Origin of the sequence: Pseudomonas sp. 2(2015) (assembly GCF_000955865.1) — a bacterium.
In the GTDB taxonomy this organism is placed as follows: domain Bacteria; phylum Pseudomonadota; class Gammaproteobacteria; order Pseudomonadales; family Pseudomonadaceae; genus Aquipseudomonas.
This window is the reverse complement of the sequence record NZ_JYOF01000011.1, coordinates 381370-400000: the sequence shown is the minus strand read 5'-3', so window position 1 is coordinate 400000 and position 18631 is coordinate 381370. Positions and strand designations below refer to the sequence as shown.

At 61.5% G+C, this 18631-nt stretch carries 21 protein-coding genes; 13 read left to right on the top strand and 8 right to left on the bottom strand.

What is annotated here, in order from left to right:
* Positions 1–165: 165 nt before the first annotated feature.
* The 4 genes from UB48_RS16820 to UB48_RS16805 all read right to left on the bottom strand — a co-directional run bounded on the left by UB48_RS16820 (position 166) and on the right by UB48_RS16805 (position 3555).
* On the bottom strand, positions 166–1404 hold the full coding sequence (locus UB48_RS16820; RefSeq protein ID WP_045199050.1) for a DUF4010 domain-containing protein: 1239 nt from the start codon (positions 1402–1404) through the stop codon (positions 166–168).
* Entirely contained in the window at positions 1404–2210 is an 807-nt protein-coding gene (locus UB48_RS16815) for a helix-turn-helix domain-containing protein (RefSeq protein WP_045199048.1), read from the bottom strand. Before UB48_RS16815 ends, UB48_RS16820 begins: the two co-directional genes overlap by 1 nt.
* A gap of 1 nt (position 2211) precedes the next feature.
* Positions 2212–2400, bottom strand: coding sequence for a hypothetical protein (locus UB48_RS16810; RefSeq protein ID WP_045199046.1), 189 nt, complete (start codon positions 2398–2400; stop codon positions 2212–2214).
* A gap of 81 nt (positions 2401–2481) precedes the next feature.
* Positions 2482–3555: an NAD(P)-dependent alcohol dehydrogenase gene (locus UB48_RS16805; protein WP_045199044.1), complete on the bottom strand. Its 1074-nt coding sequence runs from the start codon at positions 3553–3555 to the stop codon at positions 2482–2484.
* 199 nt (positions 3556–3754) lie between these two features.
* Here UB48_RS16805 and UB48_RS16800 point away from each other — a divergent pair, with 199 nt between their 5' ends.
* Positions 3755–4681: a universal stress protein gene (locus UB48_RS16800; protein ID WP_045199042.1), complete on the top strand. Its 927-nt coding sequence runs from the start codon at positions 3755–3757 to the stop codon at positions 4679–4681.
* A gap of 26 nt (positions 4682–4707) precedes the next feature.
* Here the strand turns inward: UB48_RS16800 and UB48_RS16795 are convergent, their stop codons facing one another.
* Positions 4708–5256: a GNAT family N-acetyltransferase gene (locus UB48_RS16795; RefSeq protein ID WP_045199041.1), complete on the bottom strand. Its 549-nt coding sequence runs from the start codon at positions 5254–5256 to the stop codon at positions 4708–4710.
* Positions 5257–5440: 184 nt separating this feature from the next.
* Between UB48_RS16795 and UB48_RS16790 the strand changes: the two genes are divergently transcribed.
* Genes UB48_RS16790 through UB48_RS16780 form a run of 3 tightly spaced genes read left to right on the top strand, consistent with a single transcriptional unit; the run spans position 5441 to position 8407 of the window.
* Positions 5441–6367: a universal stress protein gene (locus tag UB48_RS16790; RefSeq protein WP_045199039.1), complete on the top strand. Its 927-nt coding sequence runs from the start codon at positions 5441–5443 to the stop codon at positions 6365–6367.
* Positions 6358–7725 carry an MBL fold metallo-hydrolase RNA specificity domain-containing protein gene (locus tag UB48_RS16785; protein ID WP_045199037.1) on the top strand — a complete coding sequence of 456 codons (1368 nt, stop codon included), beginning with the start codon at positions 6358–6360 and terminating at the stop codon, positions 7723–7725. Before UB48_RS16790 ends, UB48_RS16785 begins: the two co-directional genes overlap by 10 nt.
* 19 nt (positions 7726–7744) lie before the next feature.
* Entirely contained in the window at positions 7745–8407 is a 663-nt protein-coding gene (locus UB48_RS16780) for a hypothetical protein (RefSeq protein WP_082075467.1), read from the top strand.
* On the opposite strand, the gene UB48_RS16775 is transcribed toward UB48_RS16780, so the two are convergent.
* Complete coding sequence (locus tag UB48_RS16775) at positions 8386–8955, bottom strand: GNAT family N-acetyltransferase (RefSeq protein ID WP_045199035.1); 570 nt, start codon at positions 8953–8955, stop codon at positions 8386–8388. The two genes, UB48_RS16780 and UB48_RS16775, sit on opposite strands and share 22 nt — an antisense overlap.
* A 108-nt stretch (positions 8956–9063) precedes the next feature.
* A complete protein-coding gene (locus UB48_RS16770; RefSeq protein WP_045199034.1) occupies positions 9064–9489 on the bottom strand; it encodes a potassium channel family protein in 426 nt (141 codons plus the stop codon).
* 237 nt (positions 9490–9726) lie between these two features.
* Between UB48_RS16770 and UB48_RS16765 the strand changes: the two genes are divergently transcribed.
* Genes UB48_RS16765 through UB48_RS16735 form a run of 7 tightly spaced genes read left to right on the top strand, consistent with a single transcriptional unit; the run spans position 9727 to position 16003 of the window.
* Entirely contained in the window at positions 9727–10404 is a 678-nt protein-coding gene (locus tag UB48_RS16765) for a thermostable hemolysin (RefSeq protein WP_045199032.1), read from the top strand.
* Positions 10394–11857: an AMP-binding protein gene (locus UB48_RS16760; protein ID WP_045199030.1), complete on the top strand. Its 1464-nt coding sequence runs from the start codon at positions 10394–10396 to the stop codon at positions 11855–11857. The genes UB48_RS16765 and UB48_RS16760 overlap by 11 nt, the downstream gene beginning before the upstream one ends.
* Before the next feature lie 8 nt (positions 11858–11865).
* Positions 11866–12546, top strand: a complete 681-nt coding sequence (locus tag UB48_RS16755) for a TenA family transcriptional regulator (RefSeq protein WP_045199028.1) — start codon at positions 11866–11868, stop codon at positions 12544–12546.
* The gene (locus tag UB48_RS16750; RefSeq protein ID WP_045199026.1) at positions 12533–13339 is read left to right on the top strand and encodes an SDR family oxidoreductase; all 807 of its coding nucleotides are present in this window, start codon (positions 12533–12535) and stop codon (positions 13337–13339) included. Before UB48_RS16755 ends, UB48_RS16750 begins: the two co-directional genes overlap by 14 nt.
* A complete protein-coding gene (locus UB48_RS16745) occupies positions 13336–13977 on the top strand; it encodes a hypothetical protein (RefSeq protein ID WP_045199025.1) in 642 nt (213 codons plus the stop codon). Before UB48_RS16750 ends, UB48_RS16745 begins: the two co-directional genes overlap by 4 nt.
* A 2-nt stretch (positions 13978–13979) precedes the next feature.
* A complete protein-coding gene (locus tag UB48_RS16740; RefSeq protein WP_045199023.1) occupies positions 13980–14642 on the top strand; it encodes a response regulator in 663 nt (220 codons plus the stop codon).
* Positions 14639–16003, top strand: coding sequence for an ATP-binding protein (locus tag UB48_RS16735; RefSeq protein ID WP_045199021.1), 1365 nt, complete (start codon positions 14639–14641; stop codon positions 16001–16003). Before UB48_RS16740 ends, UB48_RS16735 begins: the two co-directional genes overlap by 4 nt.
* A 26-nt stretch (positions 16004–16029) precedes the next feature.
* On the opposite strand, the gene chrA is transcribed toward UB48_RS16735, so the two are convergent.
* The gene (gene chrA, locus UB48_RS16730) at positions 16030–17247 is read right to left on the bottom strand and encodes a chromate efflux transporter (protein WP_045199018.1); all 1218 of its coding nucleotides are present in this window, start codon (positions 17245–17247) and stop codon (positions 16030–16032) included.
* Between the two features lie 187 nt (positions 17248–17434).
* On the opposite strand from chrA, the gene UB48_RS16725 reads away from it, so the two are divergent.
* Positions 17435–17995: a hypothetical protein gene (locus tag UB48_RS16725; RefSeq protein ID WP_045199016.1), complete on the top strand. Its 561-nt coding sequence runs from the start codon at positions 17435–17437 to the stop codon at positions 17993–17995.
* A gap of 98 nt (positions 17996–18093) precedes the next feature.
* The gene (locus UB48_RS16720) at positions 18094–18630 is read left to right on the top strand and encodes a chalcone isomerase family protein (RefSeq protein ID WP_045199103.1); all 537 of its coding nucleotides are present in this window, start codon (positions 18094–18096) and stop codon (positions 18628–18630) included.
* Position 18631: the final 1 nt, after the last annotated feature.

The following is an 18631-nucleotide window of genomic DNA, read 5'->3' as shown; positions in this document are numbered from 1 at the left end:
GGCTTAGCTAGCTTCGTCATCCCAAGGGTTGAGAGGTATGCTGCGAGTCTGTTGAGTTAATTATGCTCAACGCTGTTTGATCAAGAGGTTTGGACAACCTGGGGGATTATCAGACCATAACATAATGGAGAACAGTGCATGATGGTAGCTGTACTGATTGATGTATCAGATCAACAATGCAAGCCATAGAGTAGCAAGAATGATGAGCTGAGCCGGAATGAGGTGGCGAGCGAACAAAGATCCGCCGCTGCTCCAAGCCAGTGCGCATTTGGTTACGGTATTCCCTGTGAGCGCCATCATTGCCGGTAGCATCAGGTCGGCACTGTTCAGCTGGCCTGCAGCAACGAGCGAAGCGATCGAAGCAGTTGCGGCATGCGCATCGCCCAAGCCACTGATAAAGGCAGCAATGCTGACACCCTTGTGTCCAAGTTGATCGAGCAGAAACGCCGAAAACAATGCAATGCAAGTAATCGCTAGCGTGATGAGCAGTGCTGTGAACAGGCTGAAGGCACCGCTGCCAGGCTTGGTCGTGGGGCAGACTGGCACAGGGCGCCAAGGCGCCAGCAACAGCACGCCGTAAATGAGCGTGACCAGCATACCGAGACCTATAGATGGCCAGAACGGGCGCAGCAAGCGCAAGTCGACGACGCCAAGCACTAATCCAAACTGGACAAGGGTGGCGAGGTTGGACAGCACCGCCGCAGCGGCGAACGCGCGCATGAACGTGTCCTGCTTTCGTGCTTGATGGCCAAGCACGGCAATGGTCGCCGAGCCAGAGGCAAACCCGGATGCGATCGCACTCAGGGCCAAGCCATAGCGTGGCCCCAGTAGGCGCATGGCGATATGCCCTAGCGCACCGACTGCCATCAGTAACACGACCAGCGTGCAGATTACCCGCGGGTTCAGTACCCCGTAGGGGCCAATGAACCGGTCCGGCGTCAACGGCAGCACAACCAGCGCTACTGTGAGGAGCAACAAGCCATCGCGCAGTTCGGCCTCGCTTAGTTGCTGCAGCACGAAACGATGAAGCTCACGCCTCAGGGCCAGCAGTATGGTAAGTACGATACCGATGGCGGTTGCCAGCTCGGGGTGTTCGACAGTCAGGCCTCCTAACACCAAAACCAGCAGCAAGGCGATTGCGCTGGTAATGTCCGAATCTTCGTCGGGTTTTGTGCGGTGGTAAATGGCCAACAGCAGCGCTATGGCCACCAATGCAACGCCGACCAGAATCGGGCCAGCCATTACATGGCAGACATACCCCATCAGGGCGGTGATTGCGAAGGTTCTCAAACCTGCGGCGGCGGGAGCTTCACTGATGACCTTCTTGCGCTCCCGCTCAAGGCCAACCAGCATGCCGATGCCCAATGCCACGGCCCCGTGAGCCAAGTTCACCAGGTCGAGCATCAGGTCTGCACCGGGGCGATGGCAAAGCTGCCTTGGGAACCCAGTTCGAGCGCGATCAGCGCTGGCATGTCGAGGATCTCCACCAACCGGCCGTGCAGGTTGACGATACCCAAACCGCGTAAGTGAGCGACCGAGCGGCATATGGTTTCCAGGCGCAGCCCGAGGTAGGAGGCGATGTCTTCGCGAGACATGCGCAACATGAAACCGTGGGATGAATAGCCGCGGCTGACGAAACGGCGAGAAAGGCTTAGCAGGAAACTGGCAAGCCGCTGCTCGGCAGAGAGGTTGCAGAGCATGAGCACGCGCTCATGCTCACGGATAATCTCCCTGCTCATCAGGCGGTTCAAGCTCTGTTGCAGCGTGGGGAAATCACGCGCCAGGGCTTGCAGGCGATGATAGGGCAACGGGCACACTTCGCTATCTTCCAGGGCGATGGCATCACAGACATGAAGCTCGGTCGCTACGGCATCGAGCCCCAGTACGTCCCCTGTCATCCAGAAGTTGATGATCACACCTTGGCCTTCGGTGTTGTTCAGGTTCGTCTTGAAGCTGCCTGAGTGCACCGCATACAGGCTACTCAAGGGCACATTTGCGCTGAACAGCGCAGCCCCCTTCATGACCCGGATACGAGGGCCGATCAGTGTGCCGAAATAACTGTTGCAGTGCATGGGCAAACCCGCGGGCAAACACAAGCCGTTGACCCGGCACTCACTGCACCGGCATGTCAGTGTTTTGAAATGAATGGGCGGTGGTTTGCACTTTGGCGCAGGCTGCCCGAGCAGCTGAAAGTCGGTCAGGCCCGACATTTCATTCCTCCTTCGCAGGTCTGAGAGCGACGGTGGCGATCTTGCTCCGTGAATGAGGCGCGTTGAGGCGGGCGGTCAGCACACCCACGAACTGTTCGGCTTCTATGGGGGTTCTGAAACTCACCCGCCACTCGTCCATGTGTACCCACCAGCGATTGTCGTTGGCGCTTTTCTCTACGTAGACGTACATCGGAACCTCCAGTGCATGCATGAGCAAGGGACTGCCTATCGATAGGGGGCGATGGCGTCCTTGCCGACGGCGTGGCGAGGTTCAGGGCGTGATCGCCACCTTCATTACGCCGTCGCGCTGGTTGGCGAACAATTCGTATGCGGCTTCGATATCATCGAGCCTGAAACGGTGGGTGACCAAGGGGGAAACGTCTACGCGGCCACTGGCAACCACCGCCATCAACCGGCGCATCCGCTCTTTGCCGCCGGGGCACAGTGTGGTCACGATGCGGTAATCGCCAAGGCCGGCAGCGTATGCATCCACGGGGATGCGCAGGTCGGCGCTGTACACGCCCAGGCTGGACAATGTGCCGCCGGGGCGCAGCACCCGCAGTGCCCATTCGAAGGTGGCCTGGGTGCCCAGCGCTTCGATGGCTACATCTACGCCACGGCCATCGGTCAGCGCCATGATCTGCTCCACCACGTTGCCTTGCTTGAAGTCGACCACGTGTGAAGCACCCATTTCGCGTGCCACGCTGATGCGCGCCGCCACGGTATCCACGCCGATGATGGTGGTGGCGCCCAGCATTTTGGCGCCGGCGACGGCGCACAGGCCGATCGGGCCCAGGGCGAAAACGGCCACGGTGTCGCCGATTGTCACGCCCCCGCGTTCTGCACCAGAAAAACCGGTGGACATGATATCGGGGCACATCAGCACGTGTTCGTCGCTGAGACTGTCGGGAATGGGCGAGAGGTTGGCCATTGCGTCCGGCACTCGGACGTATTCAGCCTGGCAACCGTCGATGACATTGCCGAACTTCCAGCCACCGATGGCCTTGAAACCATGCGCCGTACCGGCGCCGTCTTGGGCGCCACAGCCGCACAGACAGGCATTGCTGTGGCCGCTTGGGGTGATAGCGCCAGCGATGACGCGTAGCCCTTCGTGGAAGCCGCGAACCTCTGAGCCCAGTTTTTCGATGACACCCACTGGCTCGTGGCCGACGGTCAGCCCTTTGGCCACTGGATACTCGCCACGCAGGATATGCACATCGGTGCCACAGATCGTCGTGGTGCTGATGCGCATCAGCGCATCTAGCGGGCCGATCTCAGGGATGGGCTTGTCTTCCAGCACGATGCGGTTCTTTTCGACGTAAATGGCCGCCTTCATGAGTGCCATGGCATGCCTCCGGGGCATCGCTGATTTTGTTGGCGACTACAGCGTGCGCTTAAAAAGCGTGTAAGTCTTGATCCGTATCAATTTTGCGTCGAGCGGCGGCAGCCGTTGATCAGTGCCCTCTGACTTTTGATAAACATCAAACCGCACTGGCGCCGCGGTGAGATCATCAAGGTAATCATCGAGCCCGCAGAGGTGTGCCATGACCAACCCGCAACGACTTCTTCTGATCGCATCGCCCTTGATGCGCCGCACGCCGGTCTATGACCGTGCGGCGGCGCTGGCCAAAGCCAAGGGCATGCCATTGCACATCGTCGCCTTTGACTACCTTGAGGGCCTGGTCACTGCCGGCCTGGTCAACGACCAGGCGATGGCGGTCATGCGGGAGGGCTATGTGCAGCAACACCGTGAATGGCTGGAAACCCAGGCATTGTCGATGCGCCGCAACGGCGTGACGGTGACCACCGAGGTGGTGTGGGTGCAGCGCCCGCTGGACGAGATACAGGTGCACCTGCGTGAGCAGCCGTTCGCCATGCTGATCAAGGGGCTCGAGCATGAACCGTGGTGGATGCGCGCCATGTTCACCCCGCTCGACGTCCAGTTGTTGCGCGACACTCGTATCCCGTTGCACCTGGTTCACAACGCCAGCAATGCCTTGCCGCGCCGGATACTTGCAGCAGTTGATCTGTCGCGCCCGGAGGATCAGTTCGAAGGGTTCAACGACCACATCATCAGTGAAGCGCTCAAGCTGGCCTTGCAATGCAACGCCCAGATCGAACTGCTGTACGCCTACGATATGGGCTCCATGTACCTGGACGCAGACGACAGCCGGGCACATTCGTTCCTGTTAGATTCGAACCTGTCACGGACACTTCACGAGGCCCAGGCCGATGCGTTCCAGGCATTGGCCGAACGCAACGGGATCCCCGCCGAGCACCGCCACATGCGGGTGGGGGACCCGACCAAGGCGCTGGCGCTGTTCATGGACAACAATGACATCGATGTGCTGGTGATGGGGAGCTACCACCATCATGGTATCGGCTGGTTTATCGGCAGTACGGCCGAGCGGATCCTGCACCGGCTCAGCAGCAGTGTTCTGGTGATCTCTCCCGAGCATTTGCAAGGTTGAAGTGCAAGGCCCGCAAGGGCCTTGTTTCAGGCGCGCAGGTCAAGTTCATGGAGGATTTCGCTGACATCGCCGCCCAGGTAGCGCGAACTGAAGCCCAGCGCCTTGGTCAGCCGGTGCATGGCGTAGTTGCTTGACAGGTCCCTGGACACCATGCACTGGTAGCCATTGCGCCGAGCCGCTTCGATCAGGTGCTGCAGCAACAGCTTGCCCAGCCCTTTGCGTTGCCATTGTTGACCGACAGCGACGGCACATTCGCAATTGTGGCTACCCGGGGTCGCGGCATAGCGGCTTACGCCAAGCTGATGCAGCTGGCCATTCTCATGGGCCAGCGCTACGTAGGCCGTGCGCTGGCGACCGTCGACCGGCATCAACTGCGCGTCCAGGCCGGGCAAGCCACCGCAGAGTCCGGCGAGAAAACGAAAGCGCCGGGCCTCATGGCTGATCGTGCTCACAAAGCGTCTGTCCCGTTCGTGATCATCATCGCGCAGCGGGCGAATCAGCACGGCTGTGCCGTCAGCAAGGGTGTCTACCCAGTGCTCCCTCATGTCTTCGGTTTCCAGCAACTGATTGTTCATAGGGCCTCCAGAGGGCCTGATCAACGTGGGCTGTACTGGTTGTACCGTGAGGCGTCGGTACGGTTCTGACATTGATCAAGTTGGTGCGCAGGTGATGACTTTCTGATTTGCATCAAGCGCTGAAGGGTAGGGCGCTCGAAGATCAATGCTACTTGTCATCGCCGCGCGCGGCCGGAGGTTTCCCATGGGTCAGTATCGACAACTGCTGGTGCTGCTTACAGACATAGACCGGCACTCGGCGGCTCTGCACCGGGCACTTGCCCTGGCACATGTCAGCGGCGCAGCGGTGCATATCGTTGGGCTGTTCGAGCCATACGAGGCGCATCCCTTGCGTCAGGAACGGCTGAACGAAGCCGTGATGCAGCGCCAATACGGGCTCTATCGCAAGCAGCTTGAGGAACTGGTCGAACGTCACCGGTCCAGTAATGCCTATCTGACGCTCGATACCGTCAAGGCAGAAGACCTGCGCGACCAGGCAGCCGACTACATCCGCGAGCTCAAGCCCGATATGGTCATCAAGGACACCGAAACAACACCGGCACTGGCCCGGTTTTTCGGCACGCCGCTGGACTGCGCGTTGATGCGGTCGTGCCAAGGCTTGATGCATTTCGTGCCCCGGGCAGCCGCGTCCTTACCCAAACGCATACTGGTAGCCGTGGACACCGCCTTGCACGATGAACCCGATGCCCAGATGCTATTCAACCGCGCCCTCATCCGGGCAGCCGATGCCCTGGCGCTGCAATGCGATGCGCAGTTGCACCTGCTCTCGGCATATGACCTGGTTGGTGTGTTTGCCCCGGACATGCTGGTTGCGCAGACCTGGGTCGAGGAGATGCGAGATGCCTTGCAGGAGTCCTTCGATGCATTGGCCGATGCCGAAGGTGTGCCCCTCGATTGCCGGCATTTCAAGGAAGGCGGGGCAGTGCACGTGATCCGGGAGCAGGTGGCGGCCCTGGATATCGACGTGGTGGTCCTGGGGGTAGTACAGCCCAAGGGTTTGAGCAAGCTTCTGGGCGACACCACCGAACGTATGGTGAGCGATCCACCGTGCAGCGTACTGTCCGTTCATCCCTGCGTGATCGACACCTGGGAGCCAACGCCATGCAACTGACCTTTTTCGGCGGTACGGGCACGGTGACGGGCAGCAAGTTCCTGCTGACGCGTGATTCGACACGGGTGCTGATCGACTGCGGGCTTTTCCAGGGCTACAAGCAACTGCGCTTGCGTAACTGGGAGCCACTGCCAGCGGCACTGCGTGCGGTCGATGCGGTGGTGCTCACGCATGCCCACTTGGACCACAGCGGATACCTGCCGGTGTTGGCGCGCGAGGGCTTTAGCGGGCCTGTATATGCCACCCCTGCGACCTGTGCCCTGGCTGAAATCCTGTTGCTCGACAGTGCCCGGCTGCAGGAGGAGCAGGCCGAACATGCCAATCGTCATGGTTATTCCAAGCATTCGCCGGCCCGCCCCTTGTACACCGAGCAGGATGCCAAGCGGGCACTTCAGCTGTTCAGGCCCGTCGCGTTGCACCATCGCACCCAGATCGCGCCCGGTATCGAACTGTTGCTGCGCACGGCCGGGCACATTTTGGGCGCGGCGACCGTACAACTGACGGTGGATGGCCAGACGCTGGTGTCATCAGGTGATCTGGGGCGGCCCCACGACCCCGTGATGCGTGCGCCCGAGCTGATCGGTGCGGCCGATGCGCTGCTGGTGGAATCGACCTATGGTGACCGTTCGCACCCTGCTCAGGCTCCGGAGCGTTACCTGGCGGATGTGATCAACCAAACCCTGCTGCGCCATGGCATCACGCTGGTACCGTCATTTGCCATTGGCCGTGCGCAACTGCTGATGTGCTACCTGTACACGCTCAAGCGCGACGGGCTGATACCCGACATACCCGTGTATCTGAACAGCCCGATGGCGATGGATGCCACGGCCCTTTACCAGCAGTTCAGGCGTGAGCACCGCCTGACGGCGCTGGAGTGCGCGCAGATGTGCAAAGGCACACAGATCATCCGTACGGTCGATGAATCCAGGCACCTGGATCAGCTGCGCGAACCTGCGGTGATCATTGCCGCCAGCGGCATGGCCACGGGGGGGCGGGTGTTGCACCACCTCAAGGCGCTGGCGCCCAATCCTCATAACAGCATCCTGTTCTCCGGCTTTCAGGCAGGCGGTACTCGGGGTGCCGATATTGTTGCCGGAGCGCGCAGCGTGCGCCTGCATGGCGAAGACGTGCCGATTCGGGCGCAGGTCTTTGCCATGGATAACCTGTCGGCGCATGCCGATGCGGACGAAATCATGGAATGGTTACGCGGTTTCACCCGGCCACCGCGGCAAACCTACGTCATTCATGGCGAACCGCATGCTGCGGACACCTTGCGTCGACGGATAGCCCTTGAGCTCGGCTGGCAGGTGTGCGTGCCCGAGCACCTGGAAACGGTTGCCATAGACCCTGTGCGCTAGCACGGTGCTGGAGGTTCTCATGAATATGCAAGCAAGGGCAAAGCTCAGGGCCTGGGTAACACGGCCCAGGGGCAGCCTTGGATGGATCGCGGCAATTGCCACGCTGGTGGTTGCCGCCTCGGTGTATCAGGTGCTGGGCCCGGCCTGGCGGCTGCCCATGCGTGCCCCGGTCATTGTGCTGGCAGTGCTGGCGCTGAGCGCAGCGGTCGGATTGGCCGTGCACCGCTGTTTCAAGGGCGCTGTGGGCGAGACCATTTTTTCCGGGCAGGGGACAGGTTGGCAAGCGAGGCTTGCATTGGTCCGGGGTGTGGCCAGAGAGTCGAACATTATGCTGGGCATGCTGCTACTGTTGGCCGTGCTGGGCATAAGCACACTCGTGCTCGCCAGCCGTTCCGTACAAGGCATTGTGAGCGGGTGCGAGACCAACTTGCAGGCACAGATTGATCTGCCAGAGGATCGAGCGTTCGCCGCACTGGTGGCCAAATCGGTCTGCCAGTGCCTGGCGCAAACGTTTCTGGATCGCAACGGCGTCATCCGGCTGGCCCTGTTCAATACGCCGTTGCTTGAAGTCAGGGCGTTCGAGGGGGTGACCGCGGCCGATGAGCGGCAGTGCCTGGAGCAACTGGACCTGCTGCCGGAGGCCACCGCTGCGGCATCGCCTCAGGCCAGCAAAAGCCGGTGAATCAACTGGCTTGGGTCATCCGGGTCTCTGACGCTGGTAAACCCTGCTGCCTGAGCCAGGTCGCGCATCGCCAAATTGGCCGCAGCGTCCATGGAATACATGTGCCGCAGGCCCTGGGCGCGTGCGTGGTCGATCAGGTGCTGGAGCAGCAATGTGCCTAAACCCTGACGCTGCCAGCTATCGAGGACGGTGACGGCGCACTCGCATTCTTCACTATCCGATTGGGTCGCGTAACGGGAAATACCGACCTCCTGCAGTTCACCGTCGACATGGGCGAGGGCCACATAGGCCATGTGCTGGTCGTGGTCAACGACCATCAGTTGATCCAGCATGGCTTCGCCAGGCTCCTTGAGCTGGCACAGGAAGCGGAAGTGGCGCGACTGTGGCGACAGGCGTTCGATAAAGGTCTTCTCGCGCTGACGGTCTTCGGGCTGTAAAGGCCTGATCAGCACATGGGTGCCGTTGTCGAGCGGTTCGATCCAGTGTTCGCCGGCCATGGCAGGAAATGACGCGGCGGCCTGGGGGCGGGGTGTTTCGGCGAATGCCATGGCAAGGCTCCTGACAGTTTGCGGTGGACTAAGAGGGCTCAGTTTCAGCGCGTCGCCTTTTGCGTGCTTGATAGTTGTCAATTACCGGGCTGATAGGCCCGCGCCTCGCTACTTTGTCTTCCAGTACTTCTGCATTTCCAGAAACAGAAAGGAAGCCGTCCAGGTGATCATTACCAGGCCAGTCAGTGCCTGCAGGCCTGTGAGGTATTTGAGGTCGCCGCTGGGTGTGATATCGCCGAAACCTATGGTGGTATAGGTGGTGAACGAGAAGTACACGCAGTCCATGAACGTGCCGTCGAAGTTGCTGCTCAGCGTGCCCCAGCCTTTGGCATTGGCCATCAGGTAATAGGCCAGGGCAAAGCACCAGACTTCCAGTGCGTGGGCCGCCAACGCACCGAACACCCCGATGACGATGCGAAACCGGCTCCAGAGCTTGAGCCGCGGTAGCCAGTCGTTCAGGCGTAGCAGGCATTCGTAATGAATCACCACCACCAGCATCACGACCAGCGCGTTGATCAGTGTGACGGTTAACATCGACGGCTCCCCTGTGGCCCTGACAGAAGTTTGGCCGATAAAGGCCATCGTGTCGGTTCTACGCTTGAACATCACGGGGTGATTGATAAAGGTCAGTCAGTGGCCGCTCTTATCGCGCTGGCTGCTGTCTCCAACGATCAACTCGCGCCCTGCGACCAAGGTCGAATCCGTGACTTCAGATTCCCTTCAGATTGACCACTGATACTCACCCCATCAAGCCCAAACGGGGGGAGTTTCATGACCCAGTCCCAGTGGAGCAGCCTGCTCCCATTGCCTATCGGCAGCCACGTCGACCATCACGCCCACTTGTCGCTTCATCTGCACAAGGACCCTGGCCGCGAAGCGCTGGAGCACTTCATTCATCAGTGTTTTGCCAACGTGCACCACGCTGATGTGCACCATTACCTGCCCGAACTGCTGGCGCTGCACGACAGCCATGGCCGGCTGATTGCCGCCGCAGGCTTGCGCCCGGCCAGCAGCGGGCCGCTGTTCCTCGAACATTATCTGGATGAGCCGCTGGAAGCCGCAGTTTCGCGGGTAGCGGGCTGCCCCCTTGAGCGTGAGTGCATGGTCGAAGTGGGCAACCTGGCCTCGCTCAGTGCCGGTAGCGCGCGAATCATGATCATAGCGGTGACCTGGTTGCTGGCCACACGGGGCCTGAAGTGGGTGGCGTTCACCGGCGCGACGACACTGATCAACAGTTTCCAGCGCCTGGGGTTGGTGCCGTCGGTGCTGGCGTCGGCCGACCCGGCTCGGCTGAATGGGCAGGTGGACCAATGGGGTACCTATTACGCTCAGCACCCACAAGTCTATGCCGGAAGCATCGGTCATGGCTTCGATGCCTTGAGCAAGGCTGGGGTGTTCCAGCGCCTGGGGTTGCCAACCGCCTTCCAGGAGACTGGCCATGCCGCATGAACTGGAGCGCTTTCATCAACTGCTGGTCACGTTTTCCCGGGATCACGGTGACGCCATTGCCGTGCAAGGGGCGACTGAGCGCTTCACCTACAGGCAGCTGCTGGAAGAGGTGGGGTTGCGTACCCACGGCTTGGGTACGTGTTCGCCAGGCCCTCTGGTACTGGCACTGGATAACACCCCGCAGTTGCTGTTCTGGGATTTGGCGGCGCTGTTTGCCGAGCGTCCCTGTGTAATCGTGCCGTCGTTCTTGAGTGTTGCCCAGTTCAGCCATTGCATCGAGCAGAGTGGTGCCAGCCATGTGCTGTGCGACCCGCAATGGCACGGTACGCTCGCCGAGCTGGGGTTCGCTCAGCAGGACGTGTTCTGGGTTCGCGAGGCAGAGCCCGCTGCAGCGCTGCCTGCCGGTACCGCCAAGATCACCTACACCTCCGGCAGCACGGGCAAGCCCAAAGGGGTGTGCCTGTCTGTAGAGGCTCTGTTGCGTGTCGCCCGGGAACTGGAGGTGGCCAGCCGGCCCAGTGAACCTCAGCGTTACCTGGCGGTGCTGCCGCTGGGTGTGCTGTTGGAAAACCTGGGTGTCTACGCCGCCTTGATGGCCGGGGCAAGTGTGTTGCTGTACACCCAGGCGCAACTGGGCATGGGCGGTGCAAGCCAGGTCGATTTCAAGCGCTTGCTGGGGGCCATCGCCCTGAGCGGCGCGCAGAGCCTGATTCTGGTGCCGCAGCTGTTGATGGGGCTGATCACTGCTATCGAGCGTGGGCTGATGCGGGTGGGGGCGCTACGGTTCGTTGCGGTCGGCGGTGCCCGTGTGGCACCCAGCTTGCTGGCCCGCGCTGAAGCGATCGGCCTGCCTGTGTTCGAGGGCTATGGCTTGTCAGAGTGTGCTTCGGTGGTGGCCTTGAACCGGCCGGGCGCAACCTGCCGCGGCAGTGTCGGCAAACCGCTGCCCCATGTGCAGGTGCGTATCGCCGAGGACGGGGAGCTACTGGTGGCGGGCTCGGTGCTGCTCGGCTATCTGGAGGAACCCCCCGTCTGCGATAGCTGGTGGGCCACCGGCGACCTAGGCCATTTCGACGAGGAGGGCTACCTGTACCTCGATGGCCGCAAGAAACACCAGTTCATCACCAGCTTCGGGCGCAACGTCAACCCGGAATGGGTGGAGGCCGAACTGACCCAGAGCGGCGTGATCGCCCAGGCGTTCGTGCATGGCGAGGCCCTGCCAAAGAACCTGGCATTGCTCTGGCCGCTGGACCCCGCTACCCCTGACACCCTCATCGACCAGGCTGTGCAGCAGTGCAATGCCTTGCTGCCGGACTACGCCAGGGTCCATGCCTGGCGTCGCCTGCCGTGCCCCTTGTCCAGTACCGACGACACACTGACCGCCAATGGCCGCCCGCGCCGCGAGGCCATCCTGCGGCGTTACCACTCCCTGTTATCCGACATCCCGTTGTGAGGTATGCCATGTCCTTTTTCGATACCCTGCAAATGCAAACTACCCAGGAGCGTCAGGCCCTGTTTGCCGTACCGGTCATACGCGATGCGCTGGCGGGGCACGTCAGCCTCGACAGCTATGTGGCGTTTCTGACCCAGGCATACCACCATGTACGCCACACCGTGCCACTGATGATGGCGTGCGGGGCACGGCTGCCATCGCGTTTGGAATGGCTGCGCGGCGCCGTGTGCGAATACATCGAGGAGGAGTACGGCCACGAGCAGTGGGTCCTCAATGACATCATTGCCTGTGGTGCCGATTGGGAGGCGGTGCGTGACGGTCGCCCGGCGCTGCCGATCGAGCTGATGGTCGCCTACCTTTACGACTTGATTGCCCGTGGCAACCCGGTCGGGCTGTTTGGCATGGTCAATGTGCTCGAAGGCACCAGCATTGCCCTGGCCACCCAGGCCGCCGGCACAATCCAGAGCACGCTGGCGTTGCCCGACAGGGCCTTCAGCTACCTCAGCTCTCATGGCGCGCTGGATCAGGACCACATGGTCACCTACCGGCAGTTGATGGACCGCCTTGATGATGCTGACGACCAGCGGGCTGTGATTCATGCGGCCAAGGTGGTTTACCGCCTGTACACCGACATGTTCCACGGGCTGCCGCGTGCGGGCCTGCAAGAGGTGCGTCATGCGCTTGCCTGAGTGTGCAGTGATACTCACCGGCGCCAGCGGCGGCATCGGCCTGGAACTGGCCGAACAGTTGTGCGCAGCCGATGCCCGGGTACTGGCGGTGAGCCGGCAGATGGGCAAGCTCGCCAGTTTGATGAACCGTTATCACGACAGGCTGCTCTGGCAGTCGGCCGACCTGCGCAGCCATGACGGGCGTGAGCAGGTGCTTGCACGTGCCCGGGAGATGGGCGGGGTCAACGTCCTGATCAATGCCGCGGGCGTGAACCGTTTTGCCCTGTTCGACCAGATCGACGAGCAGGCCCTGGACGAGCTGTTGGACATCAACCTTAAAGCCGCCCTGCAACTGACGCGTGTCTGCTTGCCGCTGCTGCGCGCACAACCCAAGGCGATGGTCGTCAACGTCGGTTCCACTTATGGCTCGATCGGCTACCCTGGCTATGCCACCTACTGCGCCAGCAAGTTTGCCCTGCGCGGCTTCTCTGAGGCGCTGCGCCGCGAACTGGCCGATACCTCGGTGAATGTCATGTACGCCGCACCCCGGGCGACCCGCACCGCAATGAACAGCACCGCCGCCACGGCCCTCAACCAGGCGCTGAAGGTCGGCATGGACGACCCGGCAGATGTGGCCCGCGCTGTGCTCAAGGCCGTGCAGTCAGAACGCAGCGAGCTTTATCTGGGCTGGCCGGAAAAGCTCTTCGTGCGCATCAACGGCATGTTGCCCGGCGTGGTCGACCGTGCGCTGCGCAAGCAACTGCCGGTGATCCGTCGTTACCTCGTTAGCCATTCGAAGGAGTCGATCAAATGAAACGTCTGTTCATCGCTGGCCTGCTGGCGTTCGCACCGCTCACCTGGGCGCTGGACCAGGCCGGCAGCCAACAATTGGCTAACTTGCAGCAGCGCTGGGCGCAGATCCAGTACCAGACGCCTAAAGACAAACGCGCCGATGCGTTCGAGAAGCTGGCAGCCGACGCTTCCACCCTGGTTCACCAGCACCCGGGCTCGGCCGAACCCTTGATTTGGGAGGGCATCATCAACAGCAGTTGGGCGGGCGCCACCGGCGGCCTGGGGGCGCTGGGCAAGGTCAAGTCGGCCAAGGCCAGCCTCGAAGAGGCGATGAAACTCGACCCCAATGCCCTGCAGGGCTCGGCGTATACCAGCCTGGGCACCTTGTACGACCAGGTGCCAGGCTGGCCTATCGGTTTCGGTGACAGCGACAAGGCAGATACCTTGTTGCGCAAGGCGCTGCAAATAAACCCCAATGGTATCGACAGCAATTACTTCTGGGCCGATCATCTGTTCCGGCAAAAACGCTACGCTGAAGCCACCGCTGCCCTGGAAAAAGCACGCCAGGCGCCGCCACGGCCAGGCCGCGAACTGGCCGATCAGGGCCGGCGTGGCGATATCGATGCTTTACTCAAGGCCATCAAGGATAAACAGGACTGAACATGCGGCTGCTGCTGGTTGAGGATGATACCGCCCTGGGCGAGGGGATCTGCGACGGGTTGCGCCAAGAGGGCTACACCCTCGACTGGCTGCGCGATGGCCTGAGCGGGCTGCATGCCCTGCAACACGAAGTATTCGACCTGGTGATCCTCGACCTCGGGCTTCCGCGGTTGGGCGGCATCGAGCTGCTGCGACGGGTGAGGGCAGGGGGCAACAGCTTGCCGGTACTGATCCTCACCGCGCGCGATGCGACCGAGGACCGTATCTCTGGCCTGGATGCCGGTGCCGACGACTACCTGGTCAAACCTTTCGACCTCAACGAGCTCAAGGCCCGCCTGCGCGCCTTGCTCAGGCGCAGCGCCGGGCGGGCCAAGGTGCTCATCGAGCACGCAGGCGTAAGCCTGGACCCTGCCACCCAGCAGGTGCACTACAACGGCGTGCCTGTGATACTGACGCCCAAGGAGTATCGCCTGCTGCACGAGTTGCTGGCGCAACCGGGCAAGGTGTTCACGCGTGAGCGGTTGACCCAGCTGCTGTATGGCTGGGACGAGGAGCCTGAGAGCAACACGCTGGAGGTGAACATCTATCACCTGCGCAAGAAACTGTTCAACAGCCTGATCCGCACGGTGCGCGGTATCGGTTATCTGGTCGAGGCCAAGCTGTGAGCTCGTTGCGCCAGCGCACATTGTGGCGGGTGATGGTGCTGATGCTGCTCGGCACCGGGTTGTTGGCGTTGTACAACTATCACGACAGCCGACGCGAGATCAACGAAGTCTACGATGCCCACATGGCTCAGAATGCCCGGCTGTTGCAGGGAGTGATGAACCTGCCGGTGCAGGATGGCAACCGCGAAAAGCTGTATCAGGCATTCAACGAGGCTCTAGGCAAGGCCGGGCGCCACCGTGTGGGCCACCCCTATGAGAGCAAGCTGGCGTTCCAGGTGTGGGGGGAGGGAGCACGGTTGCTGGTGCACACCCCCAGTGCACCGCCGCTCGACGCACCGCCTACGGCGGCGGGCTTCTACGATTTTGCCAGCGGTGGTGAACAGTGGCGCGGCTTTGTATTACCGGTGCCCGAAAAACAGTGGGTAATCTGGGTGGGTGAGCGCGACGATGTGCGTTACGACCTGATCGACCGCATCGTACGCCATACCCTTTTCCCGTTCCTGCTCGGCAGCCTGGGCCTGGCGCTGTTGGTCTGGGCGGCCATCGGCTGGGGGTTGCGCCCGTTGCAGAACATGGCCGATGTGATTCGTGCGCGCCATGCCGACTCCCTCGAACCGCTGCAACTGGTGCCGTTGCCGACCGAGCTTGAGCCCATGCAGGCCGCCATCAACCGCCTGCTGGCGCAGATCGATGACCTGCTGCGGCGCGAGCATCGGTTCATTGCCGACGCCGCCCATGAGATGCGCACGCCGCTGGCGATCCTGCGCCTGCATGCGCAAAACGCTCAGGCCGCCATTACCGATGCCGAGCGCCAGAAAGCCCTCGGCTTTCTGATTGGCGGCGTGGACCGGCTGACCCGGGTGGTCAACCAGTTGCTGACCCTCGCCCGCGTCGAGCCGCGCCTTGGTCAGCGCGCCACCACCCGTGTCGACCTGGGCGAAGTGCTCATCGATGTGCTGGCGGATCTCACCCCCTGGATACTGGATCGCGGTCTGGAGCCCTCGCTGGATCTCAGCGAAGGTGACCATGGCCTGATGATCGATGCCGGAGCGCTGGGCATCGCCTTGCAGAACCTGGTTTCCAATGCGGTAGAGCATTCACCGCCTGGCGGGCGTATCACGGTATCACTGAGGCGCCTGGCAAATCGCTTCGAACTGGTTGTCGAAGATGAAGGCCCAGGTATAGACGAGGCGAATCTTGTGCGGGTATTCGAGCGCTTCTATAGCCGCAATAGCCCCAATGGCGCAGGGCTGGGGTTATCCATCGTGGCCACTATTGTCGAGCGGCTGGGTGGGGAGGTGCGCCTGGAAAACAGGGCCACTGGTGGGCTGGCTGCCATCGTGTCGCTTCCCTTGCAGTGAGCTGCCCGATACTGTCTCAAAGGTCTCTAGAAGGTGCTGCTCAGCAGCCAACCGAGCACGCCGCAGCTCAGGACAACCAACCAAGCAGGCCACTTCCAGAACATCAGGGCCATCAAGGCGATCAGCGCCCATGCCAAGTCTGCTGGCTTGGTTATGGCGCTCGTCCACACCGGTTGGTACAAGGTAGCCAGCAGAAGCCCGACCACGCCGGCGTTTACCCCGGCAAGCGCTGACTGGCTGCTGGCGCTGCGCCGCAGTGCTTCCCAGAAGGGAACTACACCGATCACCAACAGGAAGGAGGGGGTGAAAATGGCGAGAATGCCAACGGTCGCGCTCACCCAGCCGGACGGCTGCACGCTCATGGATGCACCCAGGAAGCCTGCAAACGTGAAGAGTGGGCCCGGTATGGCCTGCGCCAGGCCATAACCTGCGAGAAAGGTGTCATTTGTGACCCAGCCATTGGCCACTGTGGCCGACTCAAGCAACGGTAGAACGACATGCCCGCCGCCGAATACCAGCGAGCCTGCGCTATAAAAGGCGTTGACCATTGCCAGTGCTTGCGAGGGCCAGATGCGGGTCAATAGCGGCAAACCCACCAACAAGGCAAAGAACAGTACCAGCGCAGCCAGCCCGACCTTTCGGCTGACTGAAAACGGCAGCTCTTCCCCTGCCGTGGAGCCCGGAGGCTTTAGCAGGATCAAGCCTGTGATGGCCGAGCCTGAGATCACCGCTATCTGCCCGATCGCGTTGGGCCACAGCAGAGCGGTACAGGCAGCGAACAGGGCGATGGTTACGCGCGCAACATCGGTACAAAGGCTACGTGCCATGCCCCACACCGCCTGGGCCACCACGGCGACTGGGACGATTTTCAGGCCGTGCAACAGGCCACTTGGGGCGCCACCTCCCCATGCCCCCAGGCCCTGAGCACACAGCGTCAGCAGGAGGGCCGATGGCAATGTGAACCCTGCCCACGCAGCGACAGCGCCCGCGAACCCCGCCCGTGACAGGCCCAGAGCGATGCCGACCTGGCTGCTGGCGGGGCCGGGAAGCAGTTGGCACACGGCGACCAGCTCGGCATAACTGCGCTCACTGAGCCATTGGCGGCGCGCTACAAATGCTTCACGGAAGTAACCCAGGTGCGCAGTGGGGCCACCGAAAGACGTCAGCCCCAGGCGCAAGAACACCAGAAACACCGACCAGGCAGAGTCGCTGGGCTTCACGCCGCAGTGAGTGCGTTCTGACAAGGCAGGCTCCTTGGGTGAGTGACGCTGCAGTTTTTGGTGGGGAACAGCCTGCCTTGAGGCTTGTTGTGGCGCTCGGTTTCACAGGCATTGAAAATCCAGCGACAAACCCTCAGAACCCGCACTCATTTGTGCAAAGTTTGCTGTTCGCCGCCTACGCTGTCCAGAGTCTTGGTCAGCAGGAGGCACCATGAGCAATTTCCCTATCGTTGCTACCGTCCTGTCTATGGTATTGGGCCTTTCTGTCACACGCCTGCTTCTGGGGGCGGTGACCGTCTTCCGTATCCGTCGCAACGCTGCTCCAGACTGGGTGGCTCTGGTCTGGGCGGTCATGCTCTTCACCACCCAGATGGATTTCTGGTGGGCGGTCAATTCGCTGCCGCAAGTAAGGGCGACCTTCTCGTTCCAGGAATTTTTGCTGTTGGTGCTGCTGGCACTTGCGCTGTTCGTTTCCTCGGCGCTGATGTTGCCCAGCCGGAGCGAGGACGAGCTCGAAGGGCTTCGCGTGTATTTCGAGCAGGATGGCCGCTACGCCCTGCTGTTCCTGTCGGGCTATTACCTGCTTGGGTTCATCGTCAACATTCTGTTGTTCGGCGTTTCGCCTCTGGCGCTTTGGGGCGCCCTTGACGTGATCATGATCACGATCCCGCTGTGTGTGTTTGCAGCCGGCTCGCGCAAGGCCTATGCGCTGCTGACCGTGGCATTCGTACCTATCATTGTTGTGGACCTGGTGATATCGCTAGTGGCGTGACCGAGGGCAGGCGTTGCCTATTAAAATCTATGCAAGGCAATAAAATATCTGTACAGAGTGCTATTGTTGTACAGTATTTAGGCCTGCTCGAGGTCAGTATGGTGCACCGTGCTCGTTGGACCTGCCTTTGTCTGCTACTGGCTGCCTTTTCGGCGATGGCGGGCTGGCGAGCGGAGCTGCCTGGGGCGCAACGGCTGGGGGGCGGTGAGTTCACCTGGTTTGGCCTGCGTCTTTACACAGCCCAATTATGGACAGCAGGGCCAGTTCATGACTGGAACCAGCCTTTCGCCCTTGAGCTCCTCTACCACCGATCGCTGTCCAGGGACACCTTGGTACAGGCCAGCCTCAAGGAAATGCGCCGCCTCAACGCCGGCAGCATAACGCCGCAACAACGCACGGCGTGGGCCCATGCGATTGAACATGCATTCGTGGACGTGCGCCCCGGCATGCGCATTACTGGCTTGTACCTGCCGGGGCAGGGCTGCCGCTTTTACGTCGACGGTAAACTCAGCCGCGAAATCGCCGACCCGGTCTTTGCAAGGGCATTCTTTGCCATCTGGCTCGACCACGGAGCCCGGGATACACAACTGCGTCAGCGCCTGCTTGGGCTGGCTGGCAACGACCGAGGAACATGAA